Origin of the sequence: Roseburia hominis A2-183 (genome assembly GCF_000225345.1) — a bacterium.
In the GTDB taxonomy this organism is placed as follows: domain Bacteria; phylum Bacillota; class Clostridia; order Lachnospirales; family Lachnospiraceae; genus Roseburia; species Roseburia hominis.
On the sequence record NC_015977.1, the window covers coordinates 3276312 to 3292722 of the forward strand.

The 16411-nt window shown below is 43.4% G+C and carries 5 protein-coding genes; all 5 read right to left on the reverse strand.

The window, feature by feature from the left end; all coding sequences use genetic code 11:
- Entirely contained in the window at positions 1–4029 is a 4029-nt protein-coding gene (locus RHOM_RS14915; RefSeq protein WP_014081126.1) for a YodL domain-containing protein, read from the reverse strand.
- A 104-nt stretch (positions 4030–4133) separates the two neighbouring features.
- A complete protein-coding gene (locus RHOM_RS14920) occupies positions 4134–5162 on the reverse strand; it encodes a PDDEXK nuclease domain-containing protein (RefSeq protein ID WP_002596362.1) in 1029 nt (342 codons plus the stop codon).
- 166 nt (positions 5163–5328) lie between these two features.
- Complete coding sequence (locus tag RHOM_RS14925) at positions 5329–6444, reverse strand: helicase (RefSeq protein WP_143761748.1); 1116 nt, start codon at positions 6442–6444, stop codon at positions 5329–5331.
- Entirely contained in the window at positions 6445–8115 is a 1671-nt protein-coding gene (gene ltrA, locus RHOM_RS14930; RefSeq protein WP_014081128.1) for a group II intron reverse transcriptase/maturase, read from the reverse strand.
- A 578-nt stretch (positions 8116–8693) separates the two neighbouring features.
- Positions 8694–16379 carry a DUF3849 domain-containing protein gene (locus tag RHOM_RS14935; protein ID WP_014081129.1) on the reverse strand — a complete coding sequence of 2562 codons (7686 nt, stop codon included), beginning with the start codon at positions 16377–16379 and terminating at the stop codon, positions 8694–8696.
- Positions 16380–16411: the final 32 nt, after the last annotated feature.

Consider the following 16411-nt stretch of genomic DNA (forward strand, 5'->3'; position numbering starts at 1 on the left):
TTACATCTCCCTCTGACTTTTCTTTTCATTTTCTTGAACATCATGTTCTTTCGATTGCCCTTCTACCTGTGATTTTTTCTCCGCAAGACGGGATTTTAAGGAAAGCCTTACCGTAGGCTTCTCCTCCATTCTCTTATTTTCTTCCCTTTGGGCTTTCTCCCCAACACCATTATTCAGCACATTATCAATCATATTATAATTCTGTTCTTCTGCCTCCTCAATCTTGGCAAGCGGCTTATACTCTGTCAGTTTTTCCAGAAGCTCCGTTGCTCGTTTTATTTCCTCTGGTACAGCTCCCTCCGAAATAATGTCTGCAAGCCACGTTGTTAAATGTCCGGTATCGCCCTGTTTTATGGATTCTGCAAGCTCTGATACATTCTCGGTCATATTTCTTGTACTATCGTGATACAGTACAGTATCATAATCGTAGGAAAGTCGGTCAAGTTCTACTGCAAGCTGTTCCTCTTGTGGCAAGTCCGGCATACGCAGTTCCCACACTCTTGCTTCCATTTCTTCACTCATCACGCCATCTATCTCCATATCGGGCAATTTAGCCACCAGTTCCGTAATGACTTCCATTGCCTGCGGATTGTTTTTAATATCAGGAACATAGTCCAAAACCCCAAGGTCAATCCTCTTTCCAGATAAAACATCAATCTCGTAATCCTCGAAGGGTTCCGCCCCTCTCCCTAGGATATTGATTCCGATTGCCGGAATACCATTCATCCGCTCTGAAGGTATCTGCTTCCAGATTGCTATAGCTTCATCCACCGTAGGAATATTCTCATAACACTCACCAAGATTATGAAATTCTCCACATTCCGAAACAGTTAAAGTTACTTCTGCGCTCTCCTTTTCCTGCTCTCTTACCTGTCTGACGCCCTCCAAATATTCTTCCATCTGTGGCAGATAGGATTCCAGCGTACCTGTTCGTTGGGCTGTAATTGGATTGATGTCAACTTTTACTTCTCCGATATGAAGTCCATCCTCATTAAAGGCATTAAATAAATCGTCCTCCCGTTCCGCTGTGGAAAGTTCCACCACCACATCAAGGTCAGAACCTTCATGCTCTAATCCCCTGCATCTGCTTCCTGTTACAGCAACATCCACGATTGTTGCATTAATATCATACTCTTCAATCTTCGCCTGCACATGGCATTTCACAGTTTCCTCGATTTCTTCCGGATTCATTTCACTAATATCGTGGAATAATTCCCCGGTCTTTGCCTTAAAATCTGCCACCACACTGCTTGGTGTACTCTCCGGAATAATACGATTTGCTTCCTCTGCTTTTTCCATCAGTCCATCATAATCCATCGGTATCAGTTCATCTTCTCTTTGGATATTTCCTTTTGCACCATTGTAATCCGGCTGTGACTTCAAATCCTCTAAAATATCATGCAAGGCTTCCCTTATCGTCACATCAGGATTATCATAAATTCCTCCGTCAATCTCCTTATAATCAGCTCCCATAATGGAATAATCATAACCGCCATCCACTTCCTGAATGCTGATAAAACGGTCTGCAATAGAAAATGCCAGTTCTGTTTCCTGTTCACTTTCCAAAGTTTTTTTCATTTCCGCAAGCACCTGTTCTGTTTCATCGCCAAGATCAATGATTTCATCTCCATCTATTTCCGGTTCTGTCTTTTGGACATTGTGTCCAGAAGTGTCCTGCATTTCTTCCTTTTCCGGTGTCTGCTCCCGTAAAAAATCCGGTATTTCCGTATATCCAAAAGAATCCACAAAATGAGCCGTATTCTGTCCGTTCTGATGAAGCACCACTATATCGCTGACAGATAGCGAATGTCCTCTGAAATCTTCTGGGTGGTCAAGGTTGAATTTTTCAAAGATTGCCTCTAAAGTTGCCCCCTGCGTCTCTTTTTGCAGTTCAGATAATTCGCCCACATATAAAAGTGTATAATTCTCTGGTTTAATTGCATCAAAATTATCTTTTGTAATGCCCATACGCTTTAAGGATTCCGTCCCCTCAAAACGTAAGGAATCTAATTCCGGATTAGGCTTTAATTGATAAATTCCATATTTATCAGTACTAGCATATAGGAGCTGCTCTTTTCTTGCCATTTCAGGTGTAATAACAGATCCGTCCTCATAGTTAATAGATTCCACCCATGTGATACCTAATTCTTTTTCTATTTCAAATTCCAAATCAGTTCCATAAAAAGCATTATGAATTTCTGCCACATCAGTATCTGAAATAGGCTCTGAGGTCTTGAATACCGCAGTTCTATCCCCACCCATTTCTTCTATATCGACAGCCACAACTGGATACGGGTATGTATATTCTCGCTCCTGTTCGTCCATTAAGATAAGTGTAATCTTAGTCTGCTGTTTCAATGCTTTATTCCATGTTTCCTTTTCAACCCCAAAGATACCTTCATGCTCTTCTATACGCTCCCTGCTTTCTGCCAATGATTCCGCACCGTCAGTATGAAGCAAATATACAGGCAAATCATGTTCAAATAATTCCAATGCTTTCTCTTGTGTTAATGGCAGCATTTCATTCCATTGATAGCCATATTCCCTCATTTCCGACAAACCAATCATCGGATCAGGCAGGGCATCAATCTCCGCCTTTGCATCAATTATGGTCAATGCCACATCCTGTTGGGCATACTGCTCCCTATATGCCAGTTTCTCTGCAAGTTCCCTTGTTTTATTCATATCATCAAGTTTATAGGCATAATTTACAATCAGATTTCGCTCCTCAGACGTGAAAATATTTTTTTCTGCTTCCAACTGATTGATAAGTTGTTCTGCCTGCCCCATGACAGATAAATTGGTATCAATGGGGTGTTCCATTCTTTCCTTTACATCAATAAGCTCGTCTGTATCCATGTTATAGCGGACATCAATATGATATTCCTCCGCTTCTTCCGTCTGCTCGTCAGCAAGTTCGGTAGTCCATGCTCCTTTGCTTTCAAGATAAGATGATATATTCGATTTATCCTCTTCATTCATGGTAGAAAGAGCGGATATAAGTTCTGCACTGTCCATTCCACGGACACTGACAAGATTGTATTCTGAAAAATCCTCGTTATGTACCAGCAGAATGCTTTCCTTTCCATGTTCCTGCTCCATCTCCCGGTTAAGCTGAAGCTCCTGCATTGCCCCCTCAATGCCTGTAATCAGTTCTGAAGCTGTCTTTCGGATTGTATCAAGGGAAGATTTCAGCTCTTTCATATTCCTGCCGCTGCTCCAGCCTGCGATATATCCAAAGGAATAATCGGATGTATCTATACCGAAATGCTGGCACACTGTAAAAGCCACACTCTCCGCTTCCACTTCCTTTGTATTCCTGTCCTTTACCGGAATATCCATGCTCTGATTAACTTCTTTATCATGCAGCCTGGAATGAGCCACCTCATGCACCATTGTTTTCAAAGTCTGGCTTTCGCTCATATTTTCCTGAACAGCAATCCGTTTTTCTGCTGTACTGAAATACCCTTTGGAATCGCCGGGAATATCTTCAAATGCAATCGGAACAGGAGAAATATTCATAAGCGCCTGGACAAAATCCTCATATCCCTCCACCGTAGATAACAGCTCATTCACTTCCAGTTCCGGAATAGGCTTGCCATCCGTCTGCGATACATCAAAAACAGATACCGCACGAAAGGCAGGAATGGTAACCTCTGTTTCCTCTTTCTGCGGCATACCGTTTTCATCAAACATCATTTCTCCCGTTACAGGGTCTAACTTATCACGTTCCTCTTTGATTTTATAAGGAGCTGGTGCAAGAATACGGATTGCCTTTTCTCCTTTATTGACGTGCCGCTCAAAGTTCTTCTGCCACGCCTGATAACCTGCCACCAGCGTAGCTTCCGGCTTCTGCATGGCAATCAGCAGCGTATTATTAAAACTGTAATTATGAAATTTTGACATGGTACTGAGATAGCTTTTATATTTTTCACTCTCAAAAAGCTCTTTCAAACCAGCTTCCAGCTTATCCGTAATCTCTTTGACTTTTTGCTTTTCACTCATGTAAACGGTATTTTTATCTTCCATAATTCGATTGTCCTTTCTTTTTTCCACGCAAAAAAGACAACCATCTCTGATTGTCTTTTTCGATATGCCTATTCAATTTGCATCTTTTTTAGATTGCTTTTTTATTACTCTTCTTTCTTTTCTGTATCCTTCTCTAAAATATTGTTCACTAATTTTTGGAGTTCATTGCGATTTGGCAGATACAATTCATATTTTGAAACAAATAAATTGCTGTCCATACCGTAAGTTGCATATTCTACAAGCAGTTCATCTTTGTTATGACTCAGGATAATGCCAATCGGTGGGTTATCATCTGCCATATTTTCTTCTTTTGCGAAATACCCCATATACATATTCATCTGACCGATGTCTATATGCTGGACGGAATTTTTCTTTAAATCAATCAGCACAAAGCATTTCAAAATTCTGTGGTAAAATACCAAGTCCACATGGTAATGAATATTGTTTACAGTTAAGGGATACTGCCTGCCCACAAAGGTAAATCCTTTTCCTAATTCCAACAAGAATTTTTGGAGATTATCTATTATTTTCTGCTCCAAGTCTTCCTCACTATAACGCTCTTTCTCCGGAAGTCCCAAAAATTCTAATGTGTAAGTATCCTTGATAACATCCTCTGGCTTGTCATAAGTAATTCCCTCTCTGGCAAGTGCCAGAATTCCTTCTTTATCTCTGCTTGTAGCTAATCTAAGAAACAAAGCGGAATCCATCTGTCGCCTGAGTGTTCTTACATCCCACTTTTCCTTATAACATTCTTTTTCGTAAAAACTTCTTTCTAATTCATCATCAATCTTTATCAGCTCACAAATATGCGACCATGTCAATTTGTCAGACACCGTCTGACAATTCTCATAACAAAGATAAAACTTCCGCATATTGTTGAGGTTTGGGCGGCTGTATCCTCGTCCCAATCGCAAAGTTAATTGATGCGAGAGTGTTGTTAATAATTTTGAACCGTATGCTGCTTTAACATTTCCATCCTGCTCAAACTCAACAATATATTTTCCGATTTTCCAATACGTCTCTGTAATTACACTGTTTACTTTTTCAGCTATCTCTTTTTTGGCATTTGAAACTGCTGTTTCAATCTCATCCACCAATGGCTGAAGCATATTTGTCTGCTCTAAATCATTCATAATATATCCTTTCCGAATTTGTCAGACAGTGTCTGACAAATTCAATTTCCATTTTTATGTATTACGTTGTCTCCATTTCTCTTTAGCTTTTTCCAAATCGCTCTATCACTATATTTCCCTTGAACTAATATTATATTTCATATTTGCATAAAAAGAAATATAATAATTACAAATACTCCTCCTTCCCCTTATCTCTTTGCACGGAATTTTCTATATTATTCCCCGCAGCCTTTACTTTCATAGTCTCAAGCTTTTCTTTCAAGGATACCCTCTGTGCCGGCTTATCCGCCATCGCTGCTGTGAGCCTCATTCCCTGCGGATTTCCATTCTCCACAGCATAATTATGTCGGGTATTTTCTATGGGATACGGTTTTCTGGTATCTGCCACCTGCTCAGTACCCAGTTCCGATTTATCATCTTCCATACCTATTCCGTCATCTCCCTTTTCGTCCATATTGAGCAGGGCATTTAAGGCAGAAAGGCGGTCTAACTTCTCTGAAAGCTCTGCTTCCTGTGCAAATGGCTTTGTAACCTCTACCTTCGCTGTTTCAAGCTGACGCTCCACATTCTCCAGCTTTGTGGATGCTTCTGCCAGTTCCTTTGTCATGGCTTCCAACGCATGGTTGATACGGGAAATGTTACCCAGCGGGTCAACACCAATCTCCAGATTATGACTGAGCTGTCCTTTGATGTTCATAACGAATTTATGGTTAAAGGAATCAAAGGACACCGCCATTTTAAAGCCTGCATACTCTCCAATGACTGCCGGAGCATTAACGCTCTTGATTTCTTTGCACATCTCCACAAGTGCAGTTCCGGCTTCTTTTTTATCCGTATAGACCTTATTCCCGACCCTCATAGAGAAAAACTCCTTATCTGCTGGGAGATTGGTTTTTGCAGTCTGAATATCTGCCTGCAAGCCACTGATACGCTCCTTCAGAATGGTTATCTGCTGTGGATAATGCTTTGCAATGTTGTCCTCCAGACGGTATTTCTGACTGGTGTGGTTGGCTTTCATCAGTTTCAGCTTGCTGACCTGAATATCCAAATCCATCTTTTCTTTTATATAGGGATTCCCCGTTGCCAGAGCCTTAACCTCTGCATAAGAAAGTGCTGCTTCGTCCACATCCTCACAACTTCGCACCGGAGATTTGCTTGTCATAATCTGACCGATAAATTTCTGCTTATTCTCGATAAGCTGGTCGAGTAGGTCAGCGGTATTACTACCGCTTTCCCCTCTAAGAACCGTGCGTGAGAGTTTCCCCTCACACGGCTCAAGCACTTATAAGCCCTGCGTTAGCAGAACCAGTTCATCAACATTTTTCGAGTAATGAAGTTCTCTGTGGCAATCAGCATGTAATAAGACATTCGTTTCTTTAAAATCTGCTCCCACTTCCGTATGGATTCGGAATCCCCGTTCCACTGTGATAGGTTCACCACAATGCGGACAAATGCCTTTCTGCATTTTGTACAGTGCATTTAATTTTTTCCTTCCATTGATTTCTCGAAGCATTCTCTTTGTGTTTCTGTCCTCAAAATATTCTGTGAAACGCTCATCAAATGGTGTCGCTTCTGATTTTGTTTTCAGCCACCTTACTATTTTAGTATCAGTAGCATATATCAGATGTAATTCAAATGAGTCTGCCATATTTACACTGAATGTCCAGTTCCTTGTGCCGACTCTCCTGAAATATTTCTTTGCTATCCATTTGTGGCTTTTCTTCGGATGCCTACGTTTACACCATCTCCACAGACATCTCCATACATCGAAATCAAACCTGTCAAACGCCTGCGAGGAGACATTATACTTTTGGAAATTTACCCATCCTCTGATGACCGGATTTAACTTTCTTATCAAATCTTCCTGCTTCATAGATGGATTTTGCTTTATAATCCCCCGTATCTTATTCACAATGGCTTTATAGTTCTTTTTGGATGGTTTTGTAAGAAGCTTGTCTTTATACCACCGTATATTACATCCGAGAAAATCAAAACCATCTTCGATATGGGTAATCACTGTCTTTTCTTCTGACAGTTCCAATCCTCTCTCTGATAAAAATTCCCGGATAATCGGGAGAACACCTGCTTCCAAAAGCTCTCTGCTTTCGCCTGTGACGATGAAATCGTCAGCATAACGTATAAAGTTCACTTTTGGAAAATATGCTTTTCCATCCCTTTTAGTTTTGTGGTATTTCTTCCTAATCTGGACTTCCAGACCATCCAACACCATGTTGCAGATAGTTGGTGAGATAGCCGAACCCTGTGGGCTGCCGAGGTCTGTTGGAAATAATCTTCCGGTCTCGACATACCCGCTTTTTAACCATTTTCGCAGAATATCTCTGTCCATTGGGATATGGTTCAGTATCCATTCGTGACTGATGTTATCAAAACAGCCCTTAATGTCTCCTTCCAGCACCCATTTAGGGGATTTTGCTTTATTCAGACAGGTAAAGCACTGTTCGATTGCATCCTGTACACATCTCTTTGCTCTAAATCCATAGGAGTTAGGGTCAGCAGTGATTTCCGCAATCGGTTCCAGTGCAAATTTGTACAATGTCTGCATCGCTCTATCCTTCATACATGGGATACTGAGCGGCCTCATTTTTCCGTTCTTTTTCGGGATATATACCCTCTTTAACGGTAATGGTTTATAGCCTCTGCGTTTTAAGCTGAGAATTGCTTCATATTTCAGTTTGGGAGTAGACCATAAGATTTTGTCTACACCTGCTGTCTTTTTGCCTTTATTACTCGTTACTCTTTTTACAGCTAAAGCACGTCCGTAGAAAGAGTGTGTAAGCAGCCATTGCAAAGACTTTACTTTGCCGGTTCTGCCCTGTTGATGAGCCTTTACGATACGCATTTGCAGTTTTTTAACGTATGCATTCGCTTTGTTCCAGTCGATGCTGTCCCATGCCTTTGCAACGTCAGAAGTCGCACACATTTTCATGTTCATTTGCCTTACTCCTTTCAAAAATTCTATAAACTCTCTCGTAATTAAGCACCATGCGGAATTCTGCTCCCCTTTCGGGTGGGGCAAATTTTGAACCCCTATCCGTCCTCATTACAAGGTCGGCATTCGCTTCCTCCGCAATCCTTTACCCGCATTCCCAACGGCTTCCCTTACGGTCCACTTGCCTTTGCAGGCGAGAATACGGGCTTGACACGTTCCACTTAATCAACAATCATTGATAGTTTAGGTTCCACCTCTACTCCGGCAGTCTTATGTCCGTGTATTCCTATCGTGGAGAGGAATATCCAACTGCACACCTTTTGGTTCAAGCCTGTCAGCTACTTTGGCTTGTTCAGCCTTAACGAAGCTTACGGTGATTCAGTTAATTAACCATGCTATCAGAAAGCCTGCACCCTAACCGCCTTGTAGCTGGCAGTTTTGCTTCTCCCTCACGGGATTTGCTCCAAATAGGGTTCCATTTATATCCGCTTCCGAACAATGCCATTACTGGCAAAGCCGGGGATATTGGCTTCATCCAACGGAATGGATGGTTTGGTCGGAATTACCGCCAAACAGTTAAATTAAGCGACTTCGTGTCGCACCCATGAGTAGCTGTCAAATGTTCCCTCTGTCACATACCGGAAAATCTTAACCTTTGGATTCCTGTTGCCCTGCCGCAAAATACGCCCCTCCTGCTGTTCAATATCAGACGGACGCCACGGTACATCGAGGTGGTGCAGAGCAATCAGTCTGTCCTGCACGTTTGTCCCGGCTCCCATTTTTGCAGTAGAACCCAATAAAAAACGAACCTGTCCGCTTCTTACCTTACTGAACAGCTCCGCTTTCCTAAGCTCCGTATTTGCCTGATGTATAAAGGCGATTTCTTCTGCGGGAACACCTTTTTCCATCAGTTTATTTCTTATATCCTCATAGACATTAAATGTACCATCTCCTTTCGGTGTCGATAAATCACAGAAAATAAGCTGTGCTGATTTCTCCCCTTTGGTATCTTCCCAAATCTCAAATGCCTTATCCACACAGGTTTTTGCTTTGGAATGTTCCTCATCGGGGAGCATATCGTTGATCAGACGCTGGTCGAGTGCCAGTTTTCTTCCATCGTTGGTAATCTTGAGCATATTATCCTGATGCGGCTCTACCAGTCTGTTACGCACTGCCTCCGCCCGATCTGCCAGCGATGTTACCATCTCTTTCTGATATTCGCTGGGTTTCAGCACCACGTTCTCATATTCTGCTTCCGGCACAGGCAGCTTTAACATATCCGGTGTCTGGATATCCGCACTCTCCTTGAAAAGTGCAATCAGCTCCGGCAGATTGAAGAATTTTGCAAATCTTGTCTTTGCCCGGTATCCTGTTCCCTCCGGTGCCAGCTCAATGGCGGTCTGTGTTTCTCCAAAAGAAGCTGCCCAACTGTCAAAATGCCCTAATCCCATCTTCTGAAGCGTACCATACTGAAGATACCGCATATTGGTGTAAAGCTCCGTCATACTGTTGCTGATCGGCGTACCCGTAGCAAACGTAATGCCCTTTCCGCCAGTCAGCTCATCAAGGTACTGGCACTTAGCAAACATATCGGAGGACTTCTGTGCTTCCGTCTGTGCAATGCCCGCCACATTCCGCATTTTCGTGTATAGAAAAAGGTTCTTATAATTGTGACTTTCATCTACAAACAGCCTGTCCACACCTAACTGCTCAAAGGTTACAACATTATCTTTCCGGGAAGTATCGTTGAGTTTTTCCAGTCTTGTCATAAGGGATTTTCTGGACTTTTCCATCTGCTTAATGGTGTAACGCTCCCCGTTATCTGCTTTCGCCTGCTCTATGGCAAGCTCAATCTCATCAATCTGTCTTTCGATAATGCCTATCTGTCTTTCCTGCGACAACGGGATTTTTTCAAACTGGCTATGCCCGATAATGACAGCATCATAATCTCCGGTGGCGATTCTGGAACAGAATTTCTTCCGGTTGGCTGGCTCAAAATCTTTCTTCGTTGCCGCTAAAATATTTGCTCCGGGATATAACCGCAAAAAGTCACTCGCCCACTGTTCCGTCAAATGATTGGGAACAACGAACAGGCTCTTTTGGCATAACCCTAACCGCTTGCTTTCCATTGCTGCAGCAATCATTTCAAAAGTCTTTCCTGCTCCCACACAATGAGCAAGCAGGGTATTGTCCCCGTAAAGCTGGTGTGCCACCGCATTTAACTGGTGCGGTCTAAGGTCGATGTCCGGTGTCATGCCAGGGAATTTCAAATGGGAACCGTCATATTCTCTTGGTCTGGTAGAATTAAAGAGCTTGTTATATTTCGCCACCAAGTCCTGTCTACGTTCCTGATCTTCAAATACCCAGTTCTTAAAGGCTTCCCGGACTGCCTCCTGTTTCTGACTGGCAATCATGGTTTCCTTTTTATTCAGGACTCTCGTTTCCTTTCCGTCCTCTATCACGGTATCGTACACCCGGCTGTCCTTTAAATTCAGAGAATCCTCTAAAATCTGATAAGCATTTCTCCGGTTTGTACCATAAGTCATATTTACAAGACTGTTTCCGTAATCCGCACTTTTTCCTTTTACATTCCACTGTCCTGTCACATCGGAATACTGAATCCCCATTGTATTCCGGTTGAAGAGATGCTGCGGTGTTTCAAAAACATCACGCATGAAATCTTCAATATATTTCGGTTCAACCCATGTGGCACCGATACGCACCTCAATCTCGCTGGCATCCAGTTCTGTGGGCTGCACCTGTGTAAGTGCCTGCACATTTATGTTGTATTCCGGGTGGTTTTCGGCGTAAATCTTCGCTGTTTGCAACTTATCCCGGACATTGCCGCTTAAATACTCGTCCGCTGCTTCCCACCTGTCTGTGACCGGATTCTGAAAGATAATGCCCGTCAGTTCTTCTTTGATTGTATCAATCTCTTTTCCGGTCAGCTCCGCCATATAAGAAAGGTCAACTTTTGCTTTTTCTGATAAAGATACTGCCAGAGCTTCCGTTGCTGTATCCACGCTTGTAACCACTTCCGCTTTCTTAATGGTACGTTTCGTGAACATATCCGCTTTGCCTTTGAAATTTCCCTCGTCATCCAGCTTTTCCAGAGAACATAACAGACAATAGCTGCTGTCCTGATTAAAGGCTCTTTTGTTGGTCTGGGAATTGATTAAACCGTATTTTCTGCTGAACGTATCATAAAGGGTATTCAATTCTTTCTGCTTTTCCTTAATCACAGTATCCGGATATTCTTCCAACTGCAAATTGATAAGCTCTTGCGTACAGTTTCGGATTCCTACCATGCCTTTTATGCGTTCCTGCATGGATTCTGACATATCCACAGGCTTCATAATGGAATTTTCACGGTAATATACCTTATCTTCCACCAGTGTGTAGCTGTAATTCTTTACGTCCGGGTCTGCCGGAATGGTGGCATCTGCCAGCTCATCCGCAAGCTCGTCCGTCTCCACTGCTTCGATTTCCCCGTCAATCCGGCTGACCGCATCCATTAACTGCTCTGCAAACGGTCTTGTGGCATCCGGTTGGCAGGTGCTTTCCATGCCATAGGGACCGCTGACCATTTCCATCTTCCCAACAATCATTTCCGGGTGTTCCGCAAAGTAGGTATTCATGGCGATACCGTTTGCATCTTCTGATAAATGTACCCAATCCGGTTCTATGTCCATCACACGGTCACGCTTCTTAAAAAACAAAATATCCGAAGTGACTTCTGTCCCTGCATTTTCCTTAAATGCTGTATTCGGAAGTCTGACCGCCCCCATAAGCTCCGCTCGCTGAGCCAGATACTTTCTGACCTCCGGACTTTTTTTATCCATTGTTCCCTTACTGGTAACAAAAGCAACCACACCGCCGGGACGGACTTTATCTAATGTCTTTGCAAAGAAATAATCATGAATCAGGAAATTATTTTTATCATATTGTTTATCCGCTACCTTATACTGTCCGAATGGCACGTTGCCGACTGCTACATCAAAAAAATCATTCGGATAGTCTGTTTTTTCAAAACCGGATATTTTAATATCCGCTTTCGGATAGAGCTGTCTTGCAATCCTGCCCGTAATACCATCCAGCTCCACACCATAAAGTCGGCTTTCCTGCATCTTCTCCGGCAGCATTCCGAAGAAATTTCCGATACCCATTGCAGGCTCTAATACATTCCCCTTTTCAAATCCCATACGGTCTAAGGTATCATAAATACTGCGGATAATGGCAGGACTGGTATAGTGGGCATTTAAGGTGCTTTCCCTTGCAGAAGCGTACTCCTGCGACGATAACAATTCCTTTAACTGCTGATATTCTCCCGCCCATGCAGATTTGCTTTCATCAAAGGCATCGGCAAGCCCGCCCCAGCCAACATACTGTGATAAAATCTGCTGTTCCGACCGTGTGGCGATACGGTTCTCGCTCTCCACCTTTTCCAAAGTACGGATTGCTTCTATATTTCGTCGGAATTTCTCTTTCGCACTGCCTGCTCCTAACGCATCGTCTGTAATGTGGAAATTGACCGCATTGGATTTATCAATCTTTGGTGCAGGCTGCTTCACAGGCTTTTCTATGGCAGGTTCTTCCACTGACTTTTGGACATCGTGTCCAGAAGTGTCCGGTTCCATGCTTTGCAGATAGTGTTCCGCTTCCTCTTTTGTTTCAAAGGTGGGAATTGTACCGTCCTCTTTTATATAATAATCTTCCCTGCCATGATCCCATACTGCAAAATCCTGTCCCGGCTCAAAGGCATCGCTGGTTTCCTCAACTGAGAATCGTGATTCTGTTTCCGCTACATCTTCCGTTCCTTCAATGCGTGAAAATACCTCCGCTTCGTGTCGGTCTATATCTTCCATTGCAATGAGATTCAAATAATCGTTTTCAATTTCTTCCCTGCTCGGTTTGTAATCATATTCAAAATGGACATTTTCGTTTATGAGTACGTAAAAGAACGCATTGTCCTGCATGGAATTTCCAAGCACATAGTTATTTTCTTCCGACTTCCATTCATCAATCTTTAAACACAACTGCCCGTCAATGGTAATCTGCTGTGCCGCAATCTCCTTTTCCTGCTCCATATACCGTCTTGTCTGATTGATAAATCCATTTAAGACCGCCGGATGGGAAGAAACAATCAAATCACGGTTCTCATACTTGGCATACGGTTCTATTTCTTTTGCCCATGCCTTATTGTCGGGAGAAAATCTGCCATCGTGCGTCAGGTGCATGACAGTATTGGCAAGTACATAGCTGACACGCTCGCTACCATATTTTCGGATTACTTCATCCGGTGTATCTTTCGGCAGACGATACCCGTCAAATTTTTCCGAAATCGTCCGTTCAATGGCTTCTTTACAGGCAACCTTCGTTTTCCGTTCTATTACCGCCTGTGCTTTTTCCAGCGCTTTCTGTGCTTCTTCCTCTTTGTACCGGGCATAGGCTTCTTTCCCTGCCGGAGATAAATACTTATCTTCCGCCACCAGCTTTCGGATACGCTTTTCGACTACTTTCCAAGACAGCAGCACTTTCGCATAAGGTTCGCAGATATTTCCCTTTTTTAATTCAATCCCTTTAAAGTTGTGGTCTTGCCAGCTATGGTCTGCTCCGGCAAGTGCATGAGAGCCGCCTCCAATGCCATATTCTTTTTTCAGAAATTCCGCTGCTTCTTTGCTGTCATGCTTTTCCTGAAAATAATCATAGATGCGGAAAGAACCATGTGAATATCCACTTCCCCTGCCAAGATTATGGTCTATCTCGTCCTGAGTAATAAAATCCTCCCTTTTTATTTCCACATGGTCTGCGGTTGGAAAGATTTGTTTTTCTATCAGCAGATTGTCAAGTTCCTCCCGCAGCTCCTCTTTTGGCATAACTGAACGGAAACGTAGCTTTTTCTCTCCGGTTTCAAGCTGATGAAGTGCCTGATCCATGTGGGAAGCCACAAGCTCAACTCCTTCTTTTGTAGAAAGGTATTCTATCATTCTTGCATGAGCCTCCGGATAATTTCCTGCTTTTAGCCCAAGCTCCTCCGGCAGTTCTCCCATGCCATCCCGGAAAAAGAAAAAGAGATGCCCTGCAATCCGGTCACGTTCTGCTTCGTCAGTCAGATAAGCTTCATTTGCTCCCATATAGGTACCGTTTACTACCTGTGAGCGGATTTTTGCTTCCACCTCCTGCCAGTTCATCTGAAGCACCGGACGCTCTGTCGATGTGCCATATCCGACACGCATCCCATCCTCATTGAACCATACCGCTAACTGCTTTCCGTCAAATTCAAAGCCCTTTCCGGTTGTTCCATACTCTTTCTGTAAGAAAGCAGCCATCTCCTCCGGTGTCTTTCCCTGCTGATATTTGGTGTAGATACGCTTTCTGCTGTTATCCCTGCCTCCGCCGCTCCGCAGAATATCCGCTATCTGCTCCGGCGGTATCTTTGTTTCTGACCGTATCGGTGTCACTGTTTCCGCCTGTTTCATGGCAAGATTGCCAGCCTGCTCCGTAAACATGGAAAATAAGTCAAGCTGCTGGTACATTCCCGCTGTTTCAATCCGCTCTGCGGTTTCTCCTGGAAGAAGATATACTCCGTCCTCCATATAGGAATTGACAAGAAAACGTGCTTCCTCCCATGACAGCCTGCTTTCCGCTTCACGGGTCAGATAATTGCCTTTCCATAAGGTAATACCGTCCTCATCGGCACGGTAGCCGCCCCGCATTTCCCCGATATTGAACTCGGTGTATTCTTCCATGCGGAACGAATTTCTCAGATAATCCGCCTGAATCTTTGCATCCTGCTCTATCTGAAAATACCCAGCTATTTCCGGTCTTTTATGCTTCAGGAACTCATCACTGCATAAAATACCACGCTGTAAGTCCTCCCCCTGCTCTGTTTCAGACAGCTTCGGAAAAAAAGAACCGGATAATGAATGTTCTCCACTATCCGGTTCTGGTATTTCTTCTTCCTGTATGTCATTTTCTAACTGTAAATCAGTTCCGTCAGCACGATCTCCTCCGCTGAATGTCTGATGTTGTTCATCTTCGCTACCCACTTCATCTGATCGGCTGCTTTCAGTTCCTCGTTCACTCCCTCTGCTTTCGCCATCTGTTCGCTCAGGGCTTCCATTCTCTGCTCTGCCTGCTCCTGTATCTCCAGACAGTGTGCTTTCAGCTCGCCCGCCAGTATCATGCCCTGATAAATCCCTTTCCGGTGTTCCTGTAAGAAGTTCTTCCGCATCATACCGTACTTCGTCAGCGTTCCCTCCGGTTCCTCGTTCGCTGTCAGGTTCGGAATCAGATAATCCCCGTTCTTTTCGTATGTCAGTTTCATGTGCCGCATCCTCCTTTTTGCTCTGTATTTCTATCTCCTGATTGTTTTGTAGCTCCTTTTCGCTTTCACGCTTTAAAGCATTATAGTCTGTATCTGCTTCATTTGCAAGCACTTTCTCCGTATTTTCCAAAGAAGTTTGTGTGCGTCCTGCATTAGCTTTTTCCTGTGCCTTCCTGCGGGCAATCTGGCGGTCATACGCTCCTATGGTTCTGCCTATCTCCATTAAAAGCGGCTTGCACATATCTGTGGTGGCTGTACCAACAACAGACAGGGTTTTCATCGTATTAAAGTCGCTGATATATTCAAATCCCTGCTCGTCTTTCCACAGTTCCATATCTGCACCGCATCGTGACAGTATGGTGTAAGCAATACTGGAAGAAAGCGTATCACGAAGCCTGACACCTACATTTAACTCGTCCAGTTCCTCTAAAAAGCTGCCCTCTTTCACATATTCGATTTCCGGCAGAAGTTCTTCATAATAATCCAAAGCAATCCGATTGGATATTTCCATTATCCGCTGTTCAAAGGAGCTGTTTTTATCCGTTTCTCCGTATGTCTTTTCAAGCTGTGCCAGGACTGTTTCTTTATGCTCCTCACGCAACTCCCACAAATTCGGATCACGTCCTATCCGCCTTGCCTTATGTACGTCGGACACATCGAAAACATATTTCAATCTTGTATAGGAATTTTCCGTATCCAGCAGGGCAATTCCCTTTGCTCCACGGTTTACCCAGCAATTCATCTTCTCATTCCATAGTTCAAGGGACGCACAGGCTGTTGCATCCGGTCGTTGTGCAAAAATAAGTATCTGTTCATTGAACGGATATTTATAAAGCCTTGCAGCGGTAGTCAGATACCTTGTCCACTCCTGCCCGTTTTTCGCTATCTCTTTTGCGGTATCCTCCGCCAGATAGGAAATCATCTGATATTTTGTTACCATAAGCATTCCTCCAAAATGACGGAGGGGATAAC